Below are 19,043 nucleotides of genomic sequence, written 5' to 3'. Positions count from 1 at the left end.
TCCGAATATCAGAAAAGCCAGATACTGTAACCAGAACCCATGGGTAAAGTACAGTAATTATTTAACGGACTCGCGACAATCCTGACCGTTATTACCCAGCCACCAAACGATGTAATTCTGGAAGGCGGCTAATGCCTTATAATTCCATGACGAGCGATTATTGCCAGTCAATCCGCGTCATTTTTGCAACAGACCACTCAGTCAGATTATGCCCAGCATCAGAGTATTGCTTTGTTTGATTTTCATTTTTTTAGTTCACGGCAGTTTTGCCTGGTTGAACAATCAGCCGCAAGACGCTGGCACGGACGTGCCCTCCGGCAAGTTGATGAGCCTGTCCTTCGCACCGTTTCGGGAGGGCTTTAGTCCGCTGGAAGAAAAATTCCCGTTGCCGGAACATATCGATGAGGACTTGCGTCTGCTGGCCGACAAAACGGAAAGCATCCGCACTTACTCCAGCCTTGGTGGCCAGCAACCCACTCCGGCGTTAGCCCGCAAACACGGATTGAAGATGATCCAGGGTGCCTGGCTGGGTTACGGTTACAAAGACAACAGCAATGAAGTCAATGCCTTAATCAAATCGGCCAATGAAAACCCCGACGTGGTGAAACGAGTGATTGTCGGCAACGAAGTGCTATTGCGCGGCGACATGGATGTCGACAGGCTAATCGGCTATATCCGCGAGGTGAAGAAAGCGGTCAAGCAACCCGTGTCTTATGCCGACGTGTGGTCGATGTATATGAAGTACCCCAAACTGATCAACGAAGTGGACTTCGTCACCATTCACATCCTGCCGTATTGGGAGGATGAACCCATTTCGGTGGAGAATGCCTCGCAGCATCTGGAAAAAATTGTCAAACAGGTAGAAGACGAAGCCCGTGGCATCGCGCCCGGCAAACCTATATTGATAGGTGAATCCGGTTGGCCCAGCGCCGGCAGACAGCGCGGCATGGCCATTCCTGGTGTCGTCAACGAAGCCAAATTCATTCGCGGCATGATCCAGGTCGCCAATCGCCACGGCTTTGATTACAACATCGTCGAAGCCTTTAACCAACCTTGGAAAAGTGAACTGGAAGGCGTGGTGGGGGCCAATTGGGGCTTGTTCTCGGCGGATCGCGAACCGGTATTTCCGTTGACCGGCCCGGTCAACGAAACGCCCAATTGGCCGGTCCGCTTTGCCGTCGCCACGCTGATCTGGCTGTTGGCAATCGTGAGGTATTCCAAAAAGCTGGAGCAAGCCTCGCTGATCCGCATGTTGGCGTTTTTCACCCTGGCGCAAGTCTTCAGCGTTTGCCTGGTGACATTGGCCGATTTTCTCTGGTACACCAGTTACAGCACTTGGCAAAGGCTTTATACCGTAGCCCAGGTGATCGCGAATACGATTCTCGGCGCGCTGTTGCTTGAGCGTGGTAGCGATATTTTGATCGATAAACCAGGCAGCATTAAGTTGGCCAATAGCTTGAGAGCCGGTTATCTAATCTTTATATTGCTGGCGCTTTATAAAACCTACGGACTAGCCATGAATGGCCGCTATTTGAGCTTTCCTATCGAGCAGTTTGCCATTCCGGCTTTTGGGGTGATCGGTTTGATTGCTTGCCTATGGCTAAAGGAGCGTAAATTCAATGGCCGAGTTTTGGCGTTTGACAGTCTAATTGGCGGGAACTTGCAAAGCCGCCGTGATCGGTTCTTGGCTTATTTACTGAGTTTTGGCGCCATCGCGCTAATACTGGGAGAGGTCAAAGCCTTTATGGATGGTCGGGATTTCATTCAAGCTCACCCAGGCTTTTCAGAAGGCCTGCCCTTTGCGCTGAGCTACACCTTGTACAACCAACAATTGCTTGGCTGGCTGGCTTGTTTGCTTATGCTGTCCTTGCCGTTCTGGACTAAGCATCGCAGTAAACAGGACGCTTAAGTTTTACGTTAACGGGTATGACGCCGTAATACCTGTTTTTCAACCCGAAAAGTCGTTGTTATATTGAGTGACAGTTTGCCGCGCGTCAATTTGTCACATTTTCAAAACGCGCTTCCAGCATTAAACTGTATGCAACTCTTATGTATGCGCTCCCTCTCCTAAAGGGTAAAGAGTTTTAATATCCTTCCTCAATGCGGCCCTTGGGCCGCATCTTTTTTCTGGATGAGGTTGCTGTCTATGGAACGAAACTACTATTCAACTACGTCAACTTTCGTGCACCCTAACGAACTCAATTGGCGCACAGCTTTTCATGAAGCCGGTCATGCCGCGGCTATCCATCTTGGCAATCGCCAAAAACAATTACCTCCGGTATTTTTTGAAATACATGTCAAACGGCCTGTTAATGCTTACGACGATTTTTTTGCGAAAGTCGTAGACGGCAACTTAATCCAAAACTTGCCGATTGCTGTCGTGGAAAGCTTTAACGACTTATCCGACGATAATCAGCAGCACGCCTGTCAACGCGCTTACGAAGCGGATGTTGTCAACTTATTGGTTGGGCCTTTGGCGGAAGCCAAATACGTGTCCATTCGCGATGACGAAGTTTTTAATATCAATCTAATAAGTTTCAATGCCTTACATAACTACGGTGGCTGCAGCGATCTGGAAAAGGCGCTCAGTTACCTGGATCACTTCATCGCGTCAAAAAGTCAGCGGGAAGAGAAAATGCAGGAATTGTTGCTTCAGGCTTTTCGCTTTATCGACAATCGCCGCCACTGGAAATGTATCCTTAATTTAGCCCACTATATCCTGGACAGTCAGCAGGAAATCATCTCCTGCGATGAGGCAATAGGCATATTCGACCGTTGCCTGACTGCCAATACACCGTTCAGGTCGGTTAGCTATCCATTTTTATTTGGCTGAGAGTAAGCGAACAGATTGCTCAGTTGTGGGGAGCGCGTTTGTAGAGGCGATGCTAAAAAACTAACTTTTTGCGCTAGATAGCCAGCGTTCTAAAAGAGCCGCCAAAAAAGTGGGGACTCGTAAAGATTATCGTTCGAACACCGTACAGCGATTGCGCCCACCTTGTTTGGACTGATAGAGCGCCTGATCGGCCCGCACGAACACATCGTCATGCATGTCGCCGTCTATAAACTCACTGATACCGCAACTCAGGGTTAGATTGATATTTTCGCCGTTAGAATTAAATCCGCAGCTTTTAATCATCTTGCGGGTGTTTTCCGCCATTTCCAGCGCCTGAAGCGCACTAGTGTTGGGCATCAGCATGACAAACTCCTCGCCGCCGTAACGGGCGACGAAGTCCGTTTCCCGGCAGTTGTTCAACAATAGCTGAGCCACCAAAGCCAGGGTTTTATCGCCGGACTTGTGGCCGTAGGTGTCATTGATTTGCTTGAAAAAATCAATATCCCAAATGATCAGCGCTAGCGGCGCTTTATAACGCTTCCAACGTTTCAATTCCATTTCCGCACGATTGTTATACGCCAGACGATTCGGCAATCCGGTCAAGGAATCGCTTAGGGCTTTGTCGTGCTCTATCTTCAGTTTGACGCGCAGGGTCTCGGTCTCCGTTTCCAGCTCCTGTAATTTTTGCGTCATTGAGTCAATTTTTTCTTGCGCATCCCGCTGCCTTTCATCCTCTATTTGTTTATGCTCAAGTAACCGCTCCAGCAAACGATCAAGATGCTCGGCTGTCTGGTTCTTCAGCAAATCGAGTTCTTCAGCCGCCTGTGTCGAGTCCTTTAGATTACCGACTTGTCTGTGAATTTCGGTGTTCATAATCTCGCGATCATCAATCAACGCGCGATTAGCTTGCCCGGCGGTTTCTACGTCTTGGCCGAGCTCGTCCAGCCTCTCGCTTAAATCGCCGAGAAATACATCGATACCTTTCTGCTCGGAGGCGCTGTAATCCTTGATGTTCAGCAACAATGTAATCGCTGAATCGATCACTTTCTTATACGAATCCTCGCTGAGATTAGCTCTGACCCGTTGCTTTAATAGCGACGTCTGCTGCTGAAAACGTAAAGGCACCTCAGTTTCGCCAAGCAGTTCATCCAAACGCTCCAGCAAATAGTTGTGTTGTGACTCAGTAGCATCGTCTTCCCCGACGCTCACATTCTGCTTGGCTTGTTTGGAAATGTGTAACAAAGTTTTGGAAACCGCTTGCAACTCAGGCAGTAGTTCCTGCGCATTCGCGCCGCTGCGCAACTTTGCACCTATTGCCAGAAGATGGGGCTCCAACAACTTGTGGCTGCCTTGGCAAAAAATCAGCAGCTGAATAACGAGCTTGTATAAAAACTTTTCGTTATCGAGTGGTGCGGAATAAGGGTTAGCAGTTGCCATGAATCAGACTTGGTTACACGACAACGCAGCGGTTACGGCCGGTTTGTTTGGCGCGGTACAAACCTGAGTCGGCTCGATTGAAAATCGATTCGTTAGTGTCGCCATCGATAAATTGGCTCATTCCGCAGGATAAGGTGATCGACACTTTGTTGCCATTGGCATTGAAGCTACTGTTTTCCAGGGTTTTTCGAAGCTTTTCCGCGATCACCAAGGCGGATTTGGCATCAGCGCCGGGTAATATCATTACAAACTCCTCGCCGCCGAAACGCGCCACGAAATCGGTTTCCCGGCAGTGTTTGAGTAATAATTCGGCTATCACAATCAGGGCCTTATCCCCGCTTTTATGGCCGTAAGTGTCGTTGATGCTCTTAAACAGATCCACGTCCCAAACCATTAGCGTCATCGGCGATTTATGCCGTCGGCAACGCGCCATCTCATCCGCCAATCGATCCTCGAACGCCAACCGATTGGGTAGATTAGTCAACGGATCGCGGGTCGCTCGATGTTGGGCCAGATCCAGCTTCGAGCGCAACTCAGAGGACTCGGACTCCATTTCCCGCAACCTTTGTGACAGGATCTGCATGTCCCGTTGGGTTTTATCGCGTTCCTGCTGTTCCTGGAGATTGTGCGCTTGGATCTGTTGCGTGATAGTGGTTAATCGACTGCTGACAATTTGCTTCAGCGGCTCAAGCTGCGTCGCGTTCTCCGACTTTTCGCGTAGCTCCATAATTTGCTCGGATACGGCCTGATCCAGCAGATTGCGTTTTTTAACCCTTATTTCGTTGGCGGCGTTAACGCCGGTCGCTTTTACGCCTAACTCGGTTAATTGCTCGGTCAATTTCGACAAAAATGCCGCCATCTCCTGCTGTTCGGATTCCAAATGTTTTTTTATCGCCAACAGCAATGCAACCGTATCGTCAAAAATAGGCCCTAAGGCTTGATCGGCATGCAGCCGGATTTTGATCTTTTCGGCGTCTTCGGCAAAAACCAACGGAATTTCCGCATTGTCCAACAAACGAACCAGTTGAATATTGATGGCTTTAGCATCCGCTCCGGTTAGCTCCAAGGCCAAGTCCATCTTGGCAAGCGGCTTGTTGTCCTCTATAAGTTCCAACAGTGCCAGATAAAAGGCCTGATTGTTACTGAACAGGCGGTTTTCGTATTTTTCGCGAATCTCATCAAGCTGATCCGAGTGTTGGGGATATTGTTTGCCAAGAAACTCGAACAGCAATGAAGCGTCCATGAGCGAAGGCTCAGGCGATTCTTCCAGCATTATCAGCGCATTAGAAAAAGCCGATAGCTCTTTCTGCAATTGCTGACTTTGCAGGCCGCTTTTTAATAAATTGCGAATACGGTTTAAGTGAGGATCAAGTTGCCGATTCAGGCCTTTTACGGCCAGCGCAAAACGGACGATAGTTTTGCACAACAACTCTTCGTTGGCTTTGTATTGTTTTTCAGTGTGTTCCTGGTCGTCCAACAGCTTGAGGTATTTTTCCTTCCACCTGTCCGGACCCTCATCCTTGTTTTTAAAAAAAACCATGAAACGTGCCCTAATTCTTAAATTCTTAGTCGCTTGATTATAGACTATCGTTGAATTTGTGAAGAATATCCTACAATCAGCATTCGCCCCTCACGTCCTTGTGCGGCAATTCGTTAGTCGGGCGTTTATTTTTTCTGGCTTTCTTGTGCGATCAATTGATTGACTACGGTCAACATGTTGGCTTGAGATTTGGCCGATTGAGCGGTGACTTTGTATTTGCCGTTGACAATCAGCGCAGGTACGCCACTGATACCGTAACGAGGACCGGTAGATTCGGCTTGACGCAGCTTGGCATCGACCAAAAACGAGTTAAAAGCACTCCGAAAATCCTCGTCCTTAACGCCATGATCTGCAAAAAACTTAGCCAGTTCGTCTTCGCTGACTAATTTTTGCTTCTTGTTCTGAATCGCATCGAACAGATCGGCGTGGACTTTATCCAAAATGCCTAACGCTTCGGCCGTAAAATAGGCCTTGGCATGCTTGCCCCACAGATCGCTGAATACCGCCGGCTGACGGATAAACTCAACATTGGCGGGTTTGGTTTTCAGCCATTCCACCATAGACGGCTCCAGGCTATAGCAATGCGGGCAGCCGTACCAAAAAAACTCGATCACTTCGATCTTGTCCGGATTTTGTACCGGCTGTGCCGGCGTTATGGCTTCGTAACCGCCTTCTGCATTTACCAGCGAAGAAAAGCCCAACAGTCCCAACAATGCGATTATTTTTAACATCAACGTTCTCCGTAATAATGTATTCCCGATAAAAAACCATGTTTACACGCAGATGCGTAAACAATTTGACAAAAAATCGAACGTATTCGCCCAGTCAATTACTGGTCCGCACCTCGTCAGCCCTCACTCCGTAACATTCAAGCAAACGCAGTTCTGTAATCTAACCCAATCTGTTGCGGAGCTGACCTTGTCCAGTTTTCAAGGCAACGCTTCCACGCCGGCCTTCAGGAAGAGAGCTTTCAGAACGAGGAAGGCAGGTTGCGACAAGAACGAGGAAGAGAATTTAATCCTTGTGAATCAAGGACTGGTCAAATCCGGCAGAGCAGCAACTCCGCCGGATAACGAAGGCTTATTTCATCGTGGAGATGTAATAAGCAACCGCTTTAATATCCTCGTCAGTCATTTTGGTGGCGATCATGTGCATCATGTTCTCCCGGTTGTTGCTGCGGGCACCGGTTTTGAAATCAGTCAGACTTTTAATCAGATAATCGGCGTGCTGCGAATGTAAGGACGGGAATGAGGCCGGTTTATTGCCTTCAGCATAAGGGCCGTGGCATGCCACGCATGCCGACACTTCGCGGCTGATATTGCCGTTACGGTATAAGTCGCTACCTTGCGTAATTAAGGCATCCAGCGCGGCTTTTTCTTGCTCAGGGGTTTTTGCGGGCGCATCGTCGTCATCATTCGCCGGCAGTTTGGGCGCCGGATTGGTGGAAATTTTGTTGCCAGCATAATAACTGGCAAGCTCTTGAATTGTTTGCTCGTCAAGGCCCGCCGCTAATGGCGCCATCATCGGGGCCAAGCGCGCGCCGCTCTTGAACGCTTGTAATTGCTTAACCAAATAAGTTTGATGCTGTCCCGCCAATTTCGGGAACGCCGGCATCGTGCTGTTACCGTCTTCGCCGTGGCAGCCCGCGCAACTGGCGGCTTTGGTTTTTCCGGCGCTGGCGCTGGCATTACCTTGCGCGTTCACTTGGCCGGCGGCAGTTACCAACAACAAAGAGATGGAAACAGTCAGCAATTTTTTTATCATTATGGGCCCCTGCTCAGGAAGGTTGATTCGATATAAAGCAAGCTGATGTCAGCCGCCGGACGTTATAATGCCTGGATTCTAACCGATTTATAAACACTAAGCGAGACTGTGATGAATCCCATCTACCACCAAGCCAAGTTCATCAACAGCGCTCCCAAACTGAAGGACGCGCCGCCCGACCAAGGCATGGAAATCGCTTTCGCCGGCCGCTCCAACGCCGGTAAATCCAGTGCAATCAATACGCTGGTGCAACAAAATGCCTTGGCCCGCGTCAGTAAAACCCCCGGCCGTACCCAATTGCTGAATTTTTTTGAAATAGACGCCCAACGCAAACTGGTCGACCTGCCCGGTTATGGTTACGCCAAAGTGCCGGAAGCCATCAAAAAAGATTGGCGGCAGATGATGGAGAGCTACTTGCACGACCGCCAAGCCCTGTGCGGCATCGTTCAGGTCATGGACATCCGCCACCCGCTCACCGACTTCGATTGGCAAATGGTTGAATGGTGCGAACATCGCAAATTGCCCTTGCACATTTTGTTGACCAAATCCGACAAACTGAAATTCGGCGCGGCCAAGACTACGTTATTGCAGGTGCAACGGGATTTGAGTCAGGCGGATATTGTAGTGACTTTGCAATTGTTTTCCGCATTGAACAAAGTCGGCATTGACGATGTGCACCAGGTTTTGGATGAGTGGTTTGGGTTCAGGAAGATGGTGGTGTCGGAGGAGTAGGCTTCGCTGTTCTGACAAGAAACCCAAAGGTACGTTCGGTAGACTTTCAACTTCAAACGTAAGTTGAAACGGTCCAAAAACAACGCTAAGTATTTTACAACCCACCGCGAATGCAGTTTCGCACGTTCTGTTTAATGACGAATCAGGGCCTTCAAGGTCGGACAAGACTATGCCCAGATAATTGCTGATTTCGTTGCTTAACGGGCTAATCGGCGCGGCGAGATTCTTAATCCGATCATAATCTGCCCTTAATTCTGTTTTAAGCCAGTCTCCCTAGAATTTGCCGCAACTGAATAATTTCCCAACAAGGAGTCATATATGTTCAGAGTGACAAAAATCATGTTGATCGGTTTGTTGTTTTCGTCAGCGGCTTTGGCCGATGACGATTGGGGCGAGCATCGTCATCATCGGCACCACCATCACGGTCACGGTTATGGACGCGAGTATTACCCTGCTTACCCTGTGGAGCGGGTGTATGTGCCCGAGCGAGTAGTGGAATATGTGCCCATGCAACAGCGATATTACGCGCCGCCGCCACCCCCGCCAGTTAGATACGGCGGGTACGACCAACGTTCTCCGCAAGGTTTGGTCGGTGGTTTGGTGGGTAGTGCGATGGGTTATGAAATGGGTCGCGGTGACCCATTGGCGGCCGGTATCGGTGCTGCGGCCGGTTCGTGGATTGGCAATGGGATGAATAGATAATGACGAAGCTAACAGTCTGTTCAGTCACTGTCGCTTGTCTGTTGGTATCGGCTTGCGCTTCGCAAACCGGCTGGACGCCAACCGTCGATGCTTACAATAACCCAAATTCTTACCGCTTGAATCAGGATATGCATGAGTGCCAGCAATTGGCATCGCAAGCGTCCGGAGGTACTGCGAAGGAAGCCGCAATAGGCGCCGGCGTTGGCGGCCTGATTGGCGCGGCCGGCGGCGCCGCTTTGGGCGCAGTGCTCGGCAGCCCTGGAAAAGGCGCGGCTATCGGTGCGGCTGCCGGCGGTATCGGTGGTGCATCCAAACAAGGTATTCAATCCGAAGACCGCTATAAAAACGCCTACAACAACTGCTTACGCCAACGCGGCCATCGGGTAGTTAACTGAGCAATCCGTCAGGATAAACCGGCTCGGCAATCTCGTCTGAATTTTTCAACTCTATCCATTGAAGACTGCTTGTTTAAGCAGTCTTCCTCGCGGAGAAACAGTTATGTTTTTAAACACGGTATCGGTTTTTTCAAGCCGATTTAGCCTCAACGTGCGGCGATGGCATACAGTTATGCCGCTGATGTTTCTTAGTCTACTTAGTGCCTGTTCCAGTGTGCCGACGCTGCAACGCACTGACGATCAAGCCATGCTGACCGGTACGACCAAGACTACTTACAGCAAATCTTATAAAGTCAAAGGTAAAACTTATTCCCCGCTGCACAGCGCGCTAGGGTACAAAGCACAGGGATTGGCTTCCTGGTATGGCGCAGAATCCGGTAATTTTACGGCCAATGGCGACCGCTTCGATCCGCGCGGCATGACGGCGGCGCATAAAACGCTGCCGATTCCCTCTAAAGTTCGGGTTACCAATCTGCGTAACGGCCGTTTTGTGGATGTGGTGATCAACGACAGGGGGCCATTCAAGGCTAATCGACTTATCGATCTGTCCCAGGGCGCGGCGGAACAGATCGGTATGCACGGATTAGCGGAAGTGACGGTGGAATATTTGGGAAGTTAGGCAGCTCAGTGCATATTGCTGCGCTTTGCACCGAAGCGACTTGCGCTACGGCGATTCTGTAAAGCGGTGGACTATATGTTTTTATGCCTTTCTTCCACCATCGCGTCGATATACTGCATCACCTCGGCGCTGGCGGCCTCGGCCAGTTGCATTTGCCGAATGATCTCATCCAGCATGCCTGGATCATCCACCCATTTGGATCGAGAGACTTCATAAGCCTTTTGCGTCGTCCTATGCACCTCGGCATGCGGCTGATTCAATTTGGCGTAAGCGCTGGTCGAGCGGAATTTTTCATAGCCCAGCCCTTCGTAATACCACTTTCCTAACCGGCAATTATGGTTGTCTACCATGATGGCTTGGTGATGCGGACACTCGCTGAAGGTTTCTATCGCCACATAGCCGTTTTGTTTGTAAACCACATGATCCAGTTTGGCCAGGACGCCGAAGGATTTGTCTTTTGCATAAGAAATGTAATCGACCGAAATTTTTGCCGACTGCGAGAGATTGGAAAACTGCTGGCGGAACGAGTTGACCTGAGCCAGTATCTCTTGCGACAGCGATGACGAACTTTCTGCCTCGATTTGCATTTGTTCGACTCGCTTATTAAACGATTTCAATGTTCTGGAGACTTCCAACGCGGCGTTCTTGGTATGCTCGGAGAGATTTTTGACTTCGTCCGCGACTACCGCGAAGCCCCGTCCATGCTCGCCGGCGCGTGCCGCTTCTATGGAGGCGTTTAAGGCCAACAGGTTGGTTTGATCGGCAATTCCGGTAATCATCGATAAGGATTCAGTAATTTTTTTGCTGTCGTTAATCAGCGCACCGATCACATCCGACACCGAATGTACATTGGCATTGATGTCGGACAGGGAGTTGCTGATGGTTTCCACTGCCGATAGGCTGGCGTTGGCGTTTTCACCCGTTTCCACAGCAATATTTTCTACTTTCTGCATTTGCTCGGTGATATTGAGCAAGTCGCTCTGATTGCCTTTCAGATTGTTGAGCAGATTGTTGGTGTTGAGCGCATGCAGACCGGCCGATAAACGCCGCTTGATCGTCAATTTGTCGTTTTCATCCATTAATTTGATGGCATCGTTCATATTCTTCGCCGACTTTTTCAGTATGCCCGGAAAGCCGTCAACCAAGGCATAACGGTCATAATTGCCTTCGGCTGCGTGCTGGAAACAGGAGTTCATTTCTTTGAAGTAAGACTCCATGATGTCCAGGGTCTCATTGAGCTCCCAGGCTATTTTGCCGACTTCGCCCATGCCTCGCGTTTTGGTGACGCGATGATAGAGTTGGCCTTGATTTGTGTGTCTCAGCACTTCTTCTATACGCTCTAATACCAGCAGGCATTGTTTGCCGGCGTGCCAGGCATCCAGAGCTATCACCGGCAACGGCAGCAGCAAGCCAAGCATGAGCCAGGAAAAGCCATGCGTGATAAGCGTGTAGACGAATGCCGCAACAGTAAAAAATATAACGGCTGCCACCGCATAATTCAGCTTGGTTCTTAAAAACGGAATATTGGCATTTGAATTCATGGCTTATACTCCGTTGGGCTTGTAAAGGCTTAGCACCAGGCTATTGTAATTTTTAGCGCCGGATTGCTGAACCACGTCAAATAGGTATTCCAGCGATTTATCCGGGGCATCTTTGACTGAATGGCGTTTCTCGATGGCCAACATTTCCTGATAAATCGGTATGATGACCCCCAGTGCGTTACGGGGCGGATTACGGCGCACCGAATAGTAACCCTGCAATTTACCGTCCTTGTCATAATCCGGCGTAATGTTGGCAAATACCCAATAAAATCCGCCATCCCGGCATAGATTTTTGGCAAACCCGAAAAACTCATCACCGGCTTTTAAGGTATTCCACATAAATCTAAACACGCCGCGCGGCATATCCGGGTGTCTGATGATGTTGTGTTGTATGCCCAGCAATTGGTGTTCCGGATAGCCGGCGATTTCCATAAAAATGCGATTAGCGTAAGTGATCCGCCCAGAGGTGTCGGTCTTGGAAACGATAAAATCATCGTCCGCGAGTTTTTTTTCGTTATTGTTAGGCGTGATAGTCGGCTTCATATTCCGTACCTTAATTTGGGGCTATTGGTGGTCAGTCCTGGCATATTTTGCGCGAAAACCGGATGAGCTCGATCATGGCCGCATCGGACATTGGTTCGATCCGGGATTCTCATAGCCGTGCATATTGTGGGGTATTCGCTCGCCACACAAGATTAGCTCAATTGAGCAAATTAATCAGAAGGCGCTTGATTGAAGTGGCTTCGAAGGGCTTGTCTAGTATGGCGGAGACTTCGGATTTTTCGATGGCCGCCAGGCGGCTTTCATTTTGCTCGCTGGTGACCATCAAAATAGGTACCGAGCCGCGCTCGGAATGGTTGCGAATGTGATCGACCAGTTGTAGGCCATCCATCTGCGGCATGTTGTAGTCGGTGACTACCAGATCGAAATACTGCTGATTGAACATTTGCAGCCCTTGTTTGCCGTCATGAGCGGTCACAATTTGCCCAACGCCAATATTTTCGAAAACCCGGGTCAAGTATTTCAACGAGAATTCGCTGTCGTCCACCAGCAGCACGCTTAGGTCCTCTATGTCCAGATGGGTGAGGTTAAGTTTTTCCGGGCGAACATACTCCAGCGTGGAATGCAGGGCGGTTTCCAGGGCCTGACGGGTAAACGGCTTGGGTAATATGGCGATGGCGCCGGCCTGGCGGATCGGTTCCAGATATTTGATATTCGTCTCGCTGGAAATCAGCAAAAAAGCCATTTCGTAGGACTCGTCGTGTTTACGAAGCGAGGTTACCAACTCCACGCCGGTCATGTCGGGCAAATACATCGCGCTGATAATCAGATCGGGCCGGGAGTGCTGTAAACGCTCGAACAACTCCGCGCCGGTATTTAGGCAGGTAATGTCGTTGATATCGCAAGCATTTAAAAAATGGGAAATGATTTGCTGCTGAGTATGCGACGGCTCGACGAGAAAAACCTGAAGATTGGCAAGCTGATAGTCTGTCATGGATTAGTGGTTTTTCATGCAGTATAGGGTTAAGCCGATATGCGCTTGTTTGGCAAAATGCTTGGCTGCGGTGAAGTCCTCGCGCGTTAAGGGTAGTCCATGAATAGAATGGTCGCAATAAATAAGGCCCACGGTCTTTTTCTCCGCATAAACCGGGAAAACAAAGCACTCGTATTCGCCGATATGCTGGCGGATTTGCGGCGTGTAAAGCTCGCGATGCTGCTGGGGAAACAGCCAGACGCCTTCTTGCTGTTGCAAGGCGTGAAACAGTAAGTTCGCGGACGGTTCGGAATTGTAAATACGGATTTTTTGGTCAAGCCCGATTTTATGCCAGCCTAAGGAAAATTTTTCGTTTAGCGTCTGTTTATCCGGACTGAGCAGCATGAACAAAGTTCTGTCCATTTCCACGCCGCGATGTATGCCTTCCAGCACCATTTCAAACAGGCCGTTTAGATCGATTTGCCCGCTGATGTGGCTGCTGATGTCTTGCAAAATCTGAAATTGCAGCTGCTTCTTGTCAGCCTTTTCCTCTTCCGCTTCTTCAAATTTGGCGATGATGGCTTCGGTGCTGATGAATTTGGAGGCATCGTTGGCGCCAAACTGGCGGGCGATATGCACGGCTTCCGAGGTATTTTTGTCTATTTTTGTTTTCAGGATTTCCGTTGGCAGGCCGGTGAATGCGGCGACTTTCTGCAGACAAGCCCGCATGGCGTCTGAGTCGCGGCCGGCTTTTAGAGCCAAGCAAATCTGATGCCCTAGTTGCACCATTTGCACCCGTTTTTCCGCGGAATCCGGCTTGGCGATGGCGTCTTCTATCAGGCCGCCCAGGCTCCAGGATTTGCTGAGTTTTTTGCCTAAGTCCTGCAAGGTAAAGCCGAGTACTTTTTTCTCGGCTTCGCGATTGTTCAGGCCGCTTTTTTCGATTTGCTCATGGACTTTTTTGGATTGCGGATTGCCGGAGCACCAGAAGGCAATGTGGCCGATATTGTGCAGTAGCGCCGCGACAAACACTTCCTCGGGCGAGGTATCTCCCATGCTGAGCGCCAAATCCTTGGCCTGCACCGCGGCATGCAAGGCTAACGCAATTTCTCGATTAGCCCTGTCCTTGTTGGTGGACGACAGCATCGCTTCGAAAAACGAGCAAGCCAGCGTCAGCTCTCTGATCACCTCCGCGCCCAATACCACGATGGCGCGCGATACGGTGCTCATCTTTTGCTTGGACGGATTGTAATAAGGACTGCTGCCCACCTTAAGCAGCTTGGCGGTGAGGTTGGGGTCTTGCAGAATTACCGTCGCCAGCTCGATGGCCCCCTTGTGCCTGTCGTCCAACGCCGCGTAGATATTATGCGCGGTGTTGGAGAAGATCGGCATTTCCTGCACACGCAGTAGCTCCGCCCAGTCATCCAGGGATTGCGGTGGTTTCTGCGCGGTGCCGGTGGCGGTCATTGCATTACAAGGCCTTGATTTTGGTGAATTGCTCGTTCAGGTTTTTCAGGGACGACTGCAAGCCCGCCAGTTTCTCGCGCTCCTTCTCGATGACTTCCGGCGGTGCTTTATCGACGAACGCCGCGTTGCCGAGCTTGCCTTCGATGCGCGGCAGTTCTTTCTCGATACGCTGGATTTCTTTTTCCAGCCGGGCCAATTCGGCGTCTTTGTCGATCAGGCCGGCCATCGGGATCAGGATTTTCATGTCGCCGACCAAGGCGATTGCCGATTCCGGCGTGTTGTCGTTGGCATTCAACCAAGTGATGCTTTCCAATCTGCCCAGTTTTAAAAGATAGCTTTCGCTGTCTTTTAAATAGACTTGATCTGCATTGCTGCCGTTTTGCAGTAGCACGTTCAGCGGCTTGCCCGGCGCGATATTCATCTCGCCGCGTATCCTGCGGATGCCGAGAATGAAGTCCATCGTCCACTGGACTCGGGCTTCCGCGTCGGTGTTGATAGCCGTGTTGTCGCTTTCCGGATAAGGCTGCAGCATGATGGTGGCTGCGGTGACGCCGGCCAACGGTCCGACCCGTTGCCAGATTTCCTCGGTGATGAAGGGCATGATCGGATGCGCCAAACGCAACACGGTTTCCAGTACTTTCAATAAAGTTTGGCGCGTGCCGCGTTGCAAAGTTTCGTCGTCGCTTTGCAGCGAGATTTTCGCCAGCTCCAGATACCAGTCGCAGTATTCGTTCCAGGTGAATTCGTAGATGGCTTGCGCGGCCAAATCGAAGCGGTAGCTGTTGATCGCATCGGTGGTCGTTGCGATGGTGCGGTTCAATCTGGACAGAATCCACAAGTCGGCCTGACTATAGGTGCACTCGGCGCAGTCGATGCCGTTATCCTGATCTTCGGTGTTCATCAGCACATAACGCGCCGCGTTCCACAGCTTGTTGCAGAAGTTGCGATAGCCTTCTGTACGTTGCAAGTCAAAACGAATGTCGCGACCGGTTGATGCCAGCGAAGCAAAGGTAAAGCGCAACGCATCGGTACCGAACGATTGAATGCCGTCCGGGAACTGCTTACGTGTGGCTTGTTCGATCTTTTTGGCCAGATGCGGCTGCATCATGCCGGACACCCGTTTGGCCACCAAAGCTTCCAAATCAATGCCGTCGATGATGTCGATAGGATCGAGCACGTTACCTTTGGATTTGGACATCTTCTGGCCTTCGGCGTCGCGCACCAGACCGTGGATATACACTTCCTTGAACGGCACTTCGCCTTGGAATTTCAGGCCCATCATGATCATTCTGGCGACCCAGAAGAAAATGATGTCGAAGCCGGTGACCAATACGCTGGTCGGGTAATGTTTCGCCAATTCCGGAGTTTGCGCCGGCCAACCCAGCGTCGAAAACGGCCACAGCGCCGACGAGAACCAGGTGTCCAGCACGTCTTCGTCCTGCTTCAACGGATAATCGGCGGCCAAGCCATGCGTGGTGCGGATTTCGGCTTCATTATGGCCGACGTAGGTATTGCCCTGGTCGTCGTACCAGGCCGGAATCCGGTGGCCCCACCAGATTTGCCGGGAGATGCACCAATCCTGGATGTTGCGCATCCATTCAAAATACGTGTTTTTCCAGTTGTCCGGCACGAACTTGATCGCGCCGGTTTCGACCGCTTCGATGGCTGGCTTGGCCAGCGGGGCGATTTTTACGTACCACTGATTGGTCAATAACGGTTCGATCACCGCGCCGGTACGGTCGCCGCGCGGCACCATCAATTTATGGTCGGCGATTTTTTCCAAAAGGCCTTGCGCGTCCAAATCGGCAACGATTTTTTTGCGGGCTTCGAAGCGGTCCAGGCCAATATAGGCGTCAGGAATAATGGTAAAGCCATCATCGTTACCGCGTATCGCCGCATCGACGGTAAAGATGTTGATCAAGCCGCCATGCGGTAGGTCGGCGATGGCGGATATTTGTTTGTGTCGCGACCAGACTTCGTAGTCGTTGAAATCGTGGGCCGGCGTGATTTTCACGCAGCCGGTACCGAATTCTGGATCGACATACTCGTCGGCAATAATCGGAATGCGGCGGCCGGTTAACGGCAATTCGACGAATTCGCCGAGCAAATGTTTGTAACGCTCGTCATCGGGATGAATCGCCACTGCCGCGTCGCCGAGCAGGGTTTCCGGGCGAGTGGTCGCCACCAGCAAATGGCCGGTGCCGTTGGTCAACGGGTAACGCATATACCACATCGAGCCTTTTTCTTCTTCGGACAGCACTTCCAGGTCGGAAACGGCGGTGTGCAATACCGGGTCCCAGTTCACCAGACGTTTGCCGCGATAGATCAGGCCTTCTTCGTATAACTTGATGAACACTTCCTGCACCGCGTCCGACATGCCGTCGTCCATGGTAAAGCGCTCTTTTTCCCAGTCCAGCGACGAGCCCATGCGCCGTAACTGGCGGGTGATGGTGCCGCCGGACTCTTCCTTCCATTCCCAGACTTTCTCGATAAACGCCTCGCGGCCCAAGTCGTGGCGGGTTTTACCGTCGGCGTTGATGATGCGTTCCACCACCATTTGCGTGGCGATGCCGGCATGATCGGTGCCCGGTTGCCACAGCGTGTTGTAACCTTTCATCCGGTGATAACGGGTCAGCGCATCCATGATGGTGTCTTGAAACGCATGCCCCATGTGCAAGCTGCCGGTAACGTTGGGCGGCGGAATCATAATGCAATACGACTCGCCCTCTTGTTTGGCGGCGAAGTAGCCGCTATCTTCCCAAAGTTGATACCAGCGTTGTTCGATTGCGTGCGGGGAATAGGTTTTTTCCATGTTCTCTGTTGAATGCGCTTGGGTTTAAATTAGGGGTGTATTTTAACCGCAAAACGACTGGCGACTAAGATTTAACCGGAAACTTCCGGCGGGCGGGCGGCGAACATTTGGAGAAATCCGGCGGGGAAGGTTTTTCGACGTTAGCAAAATACGGGTGAGCGCCGAAAAGCAGTATTTTTTGGTTTAGGTAGGAATTAGGCTGCGGAAAACCCCGCAGCCTGGACTTGCAAATTATTTGCGTGATCGTTTTTTCTTGCTTGGCTCCGATGGCTCGGCAACCGGTTCTGGCCTTGCGGTCGATGGCAGGCGCGCGGAAACTTCAGTTAAAAAGTCGTTTTCAAGTTTGTTAGAGGACTGACATGTGACATTGGTTGGGCGATAACTGACATCGGCTTTTTGTGTGTCCGGTTCGCGGGAGCTGAAATTCCATACGCCTACACGTTCGACTTTGTCGCCGATTTTTTTGTCGATTACCAAAGTGTATTGGCTGTTGATCTGAACCTGGGTCTTGTTATCGGCTACTGGACGAGCCATGACATTGGCTCTGCCCGAAAGATGCATAATCAGGTCGCTTATCGTCATATAGTTAATAACCGATTTGGGATCGGGATGGATAGTCTTTTGGGCGCTTTGATTGCTTACAAATTCTCCGCAATTGACATAGGCGCCGATATTGCCACGGATATTGTCGTATTCGAGAGTCATCAAGCCGCTACCCTTGTCAAAGTTTTTGATATTGAAGAAGGTGGCGCCCGCGACATTGGTAATTGTTGACCAAGTTGAGTCGAAATTTGCATTCACTTCACGAGAATAATCCAAGGTTTGCGGCGCTTGCGGCGGCTGATAGACGCCGGTTGCGACGCAGCCAGCCAATAGGTTGCTAGCTACAAAAAGGGTGGCGGCAAGAAATTTATTCATAGAATTGTCATTATCCTTTGCTGATATTTGAGAAGCCGTTCGTTCCGAATGGCTCGATAGCTCCCAACTGAGTCTATCTGCTATGAATTATACACAAGCTTGAAAGGGCTAATGGCTCGTAGCGTCGACTAGCAAGTTCGACACCGGGGTAATGAAGTTTTTCATATTAGAGCGATTACGCTACGCTTTTAAGCCTCAGATTAAATCGTCCTAACACTACGTTCAATTATGACTCTCCGCGATCTCACTCAACAATTTGCTTCGGAAGGCCGGATCGAAGCTATCATCCTGCGTCCCGAGCGAGGTAAACCGGCTGTTTCGGTTGCCGAGGTGCGGGCTGAGCCGGGGCAGGGGTTATTGGGGGATCGTCGGGTCAATAGCGCTCGTTCCGGCAGGCAATCGTCAAAACGCGAACTGACTTTGTTTCAAGCCGAGCATTTACCCATTGTCGCCAACTGGTGTGGCCTCGTGGAATTAGAGCCGACTCAACTGCGGCGCAATCTCGTGGTTTCGGGGCTCAATCTTATCGGTATGCGCTCGCCGTTTCCAGATTTGGTGTTGGAATGGGCGATTGGGGATGAAGTCATTATTCAAGTCACCGGCCCTTGTGATCCGTGCTCGAAAATGGCCGCCGAACTGGGGATGGGGAGTTATAACGCGCTACGCGGACATTGTGGGATGACGGCGCGAATTTTGGCCGGGGGCTTGATTCGGGTGGGTGACCGGGTGCGCTTGAATGCGATCCGGCATGTGGAATAATGTAGGCTGGGTTGAGCAGCGCGAAACCCAGCATTGAAGGCGTTTTGCGG

At 50.8% G+C, this 19,043-nt stretch carries 17 protein-coding genes; 7 read left to right on the top strand and 10 right to left on the bottom strand.

Translation table 11 applies throughout. The features are described 5' to 3' along the window. Positions 1–208: 208 nt before the first annotated feature. Both ACH5Y9_RS19340 and ACH5Y9_RS19335 read left to right on the top strand, forming a co-directional pair. Positions 209–1,909 (top strand): glycoside hydrolase family 17 protein, encoded by a 1,701-nt coding sequence (locus ACH5Y9_RS19340; protein WP_445367231.1) that lies wholly within the window; start codon positions 209–211, stop codon positions 1,907–1,909. 237 nt (positions 1,910–2,146) lie between these two features. Next, complete coding sequence (locus ACH5Y9_RS19335; RefSeq protein ID WP_033158500.1) at positions 2,147–2,833, top strand: hypothetical protein; 687 nt, start codon at positions 2,147–2,149, stop codon at positions 2,831–2,833. A gap of 126 nt (positions 2,834–2,959) precedes the next feature. Here ACH5Y9_RS19335 and ACH5Y9_RS19330 read toward each other — a convergent pair whose 3' ends face one another. From ACH5Y9_RS19330 to ACH5Y9_RS19315, 4 genes are all read right to left on the bottom strand, one after another. Further along, a complete protein-coding gene (locus tag ACH5Y9_RS19330; RefSeq protein ID WP_033158501.1) occupies positions 2,960–4,270 on the bottom strand; it encodes a GGDEF domain-containing protein in 1,311 nt (436 codons plus the stop codon). A 13-nt stretch (positions 4,271–4,283) separates the two neighbouring features. Continuing rightward, entirely contained in the window at positions 4,284–5,810 is a 1,527-nt protein-coding gene (locus tag ACH5Y9_RS19325; RefSeq protein WP_445367230.1) for a GGDEF domain-containing protein, read from the bottom strand. Between the two features lie 125 nt (positions 5,811–5,935). Beyond that, on the bottom strand, positions 5,936–6,541 hold the full coding sequence (locus tag ACH5Y9_RS19320; RefSeq protein WP_033158503.1) for a thiol:disulfide interchange protein DsbA/DsbL: 606 nt from the start codon (positions 6,539–6,541) through the stop codon (positions 5,936–5,938). 349 nt (positions 6,542–6,890) lie between these two features. Further along, positions 6,891–7,574: a c-type cytochrome gene (locus ACH5Y9_RS19315; protein ID WP_445367229.1), complete on the bottom strand. Its 684-nt coding sequence runs from the start codon at positions 7,572–7,574 to the stop codon at positions 6,891–6,893. Between the two features lie 111 nt (positions 7,575–7,685). Here ACH5Y9_RS19315 and yihA point away from each other — a divergent pair, with 111 nt between their 5' ends. The 4 genes from yihA to ACH5Y9_RS19295 all read left to right on the top strand — a co-directional run bounded on the left by yihA (position 7,686) and on the right by ACH5Y9_RS19295 (position 10,022). Further along, a complete protein-coding gene (yihA, locus tag ACH5Y9_RS19310; RefSeq protein ID WP_033158506.1) occupies positions 7,686–8,306 on the top strand; it encodes a ribosome biogenesis GTP-binding protein YihA/YsxC in 621 nt (206 codons plus the stop codon). 318 nt (positions 8,307–8,624) lie between these two features. Beyond that, positions 8,625–9,008 carry a hypothetical protein gene (locus ACH5Y9_RS19305; RefSeq protein ID WP_033158507.1) on the top strand — a complete coding sequence of 128 codons (384 nt, stop codon included), beginning with the start codon at positions 8,625–8,627 and terminating at the stop codon, positions 9,006–9,008. Continuing rightward, a complete protein-coding gene (locus tag ACH5Y9_RS19300; protein ID WP_033158508.1) occupies positions 9,008–9,403 on the top strand; it encodes a glycine zipper family protein in 396 nt (131 codons plus the stop codon). The genes ACH5Y9_RS19305 and ACH5Y9_RS19300 overlap by 1 nt, the downstream gene beginning before the upstream one ends. Before the next feature lie 103 nt (positions 9,404–9,506). Continuing rightward, positions 9,507–10,022 carry a septal ring lytic transglycosylase RlpA family protein gene (locus ACH5Y9_RS19295; protein WP_445367228.1) on the top strand — a complete coding sequence of 172 codons (516 nt, stop codon included), beginning with the start codon at positions 9,507–9,509 and terminating at the stop codon, positions 10,020–10,022. 71 nt (positions 10,023–10,093) lie between these two features. On the opposite strand, the gene ACH5Y9_RS19290 is transcribed toward ACH5Y9_RS19295, so the two are convergent. From ACH5Y9_RS19290 to ACH5Y9_RS19265, 6 genes are all read right to left on the bottom strand, one after another. After that, entirely contained in the window at positions 10,094–11,563 is a 1,470-nt protein-coding gene (locus ACH5Y9_RS19290; RefSeq protein WP_033158510.1) for a methyl-accepting chemotaxis protein, read from the bottom strand. Between the two features lie 3 nt (positions 11,564–11,566). Next, entirely contained in the window at positions 11,567–12,106 is a 540-nt protein-coding gene (locus tag ACH5Y9_RS19285) for a PAS domain-containing protein (protein WP_171696795.1), read from the bottom strand. 157 nt (positions 12,107–12,263) lie between these two features. Continuing rightward, positions 12,264–13,058, bottom strand: coding sequence for a response regulator (locus ACH5Y9_RS19280; RefSeq protein ID WP_445367227.1), 795 nt, complete (start codon positions 13,056–13,058; stop codon positions 12,264–12,266). Between the two features lie 3 nt (positions 13,059–13,061). Then, positions 13,062–14,504, bottom strand: a complete 1,443-nt coding sequence (locus ACH5Y9_RS19275) for an HDOD domain-containing protein (RefSeq protein WP_445367226.1) — start codon at positions 14,502–14,504, stop codon at positions 13,062–13,064. 4 nt (positions 14,505–14,508) lie between these two features. Then, a complete protein-coding gene (locus ACH5Y9_RS19270) occupies positions 14,509–17,316 on the bottom strand; it encodes a valine--tRNA ligase (protein ID WP_445367225.1) in 2,808 nt (935 codons plus the stop codon). Between the two features lie 231 nt (positions 17,317–17,547). Then, positions 17,548–18,234, bottom strand: coding sequence for a hypothetical protein (locus ACH5Y9_RS19265; protein WP_445367224.1), 687 nt, complete (start codon positions 18,232–18,234; stop codon positions 17,548–17,550). A 228-nt stretch (positions 18,235–18,462) separates the two neighbouring features. Between ACH5Y9_RS19265 and ACH5Y9_RS19260 the strand changes: the two genes are divergently transcribed. Further along, positions 18,463–18,993, top strand: a complete 531-nt coding sequence (locus tag ACH5Y9_RS19260; RefSeq protein WP_445367223.1) for an MOSC domain-containing protein — start codon at positions 18,463–18,465, stop codon at positions 18,991–18,993. Positions 18,994–19,043: the final 50 nt, after the last annotated feature.

Source organism: Methylomonas sp. BW4-1 (assembly GCF_052474385.1).
Note: the sequence above shows the minus strand (reverse complement) of the source record. Positions and strands in the feature narration are given on the sequence as shown.

Bases quoted from the DNA above. Each gene is read 5' to 3' on its own strand.
- ACH5Y9_RS19340 (WP_445367231.1), top strand. From the start codon at position 209: ATGCCCAGCATCAGAGTATTGCTTTGTTTGATTTTCATTTTTTTAGTT.
- ACH5Y9_RS19335 (WP_033158500.1), top strand. From the start codon at position 2,147: ATGGAACGAAACTACTATTCAACTACGTCAACTTTCGTGCACCCTAAC.
- ACH5Y9_RS19330 (WP_033158501.1), bottom strand. From the start codon at position 4,270: ATGGCAACTGCTAACCCTTATTCCGCACCACTCGATAACGAAAAGTTT.
- ACH5Y9_RS19325 (WP_445367230.1), bottom strand. From the start codon at position 5,810: ATGGTTTTTTTTAAAAACAAGGATGAGGGTCCGGACAGGTGGAAGGAA.
- ACH5Y9_RS19320 (WP_033158503.1), bottom strand. From the start codon at position 6,541: ATGTTAAAAATAATCGCATTGTTGGGACTGTTGGGCTTTTCTTCGCTG.
- ACH5Y9_RS19315 (WP_445367229.1), bottom strand. From the start codon at position 7,574: ATGATAAAAAAATTGCTGACTGTTTCCATCTCTTTGTTGTTGGTAACT.
- yihA (WP_033158506.1), top strand. From the start codon at position 7,686: ATGAATCCCATCTACCACCAAGCCAAGTTCATCAACAGCGCTCCCAAA.
- ACH5Y9_RS19305 (WP_033158507.1), top strand. From the start codon at position 8,625: ATGTTCAGAGTGACAAAAATCATGTTGATCGGTTTGTTGTTTTCGTCA.
- ACH5Y9_RS19300 (WP_033158508.1), top strand. From the start codon at position 9,008: ATGACGAAGCTAACAGTCTGTTCAGTCACTGTCGCTTGTCTGTTGGTA.
- ACH5Y9_RS19295 (WP_445367228.1), top strand. From the start codon at position 9,507: ATGTTTTTAAACACGGTATCGGTTTTTTCAAGCCGATTTAGCCTCAAC.
- ACH5Y9_RS19290 (WP_033158510.1), bottom strand. From the start codon at position 11,563: ATGAATTCAAATGCCAATATTCCGTTTTTAAGAACCAAGCTGAATTAT.
- ACH5Y9_RS19285 (WP_171696795.1), bottom strand. From the start codon at position 12,106: ATGAAGCCGACTATCACGCCTAACAATAACGAAAAAAAACTCGCGGAC.
- ACH5Y9_RS19280 (WP_445367227.1), bottom strand. From the start codon at position 13,058: ATGACAGACTATCAGCTTGCCAATCTTCAGGTTTTTCTCGTCGAGCCG.
- ACH5Y9_RS19275 (WP_445367226.1), bottom strand. From the start codon at position 14,504: ATGACCGCCACCGGCACCGCGCAGAAACCACCGCAATCCCTGGATGAC.
- ACH5Y9_RS19270 (WP_445367225.1), bottom strand. From the start codon at position 17,316: ATGGAAAAAACCTATTCCCCGCACGCAATCGAACAACGCTGGTATCAA.
- ACH5Y9_RS19265 (WP_445367224.1), bottom strand. From the start codon at position 18,234: ATGAATAAATTTCTTGCCGCCACCCTTTTTGTAGCTAGCAACCTATTG.
- ACH5Y9_RS19260 (WP_445367223.1), top strand. From the start codon at position 18,463: ATGACTCTCCGCGATCTCACTCAACAATTTGCTTCGGAAGGCCGGATC.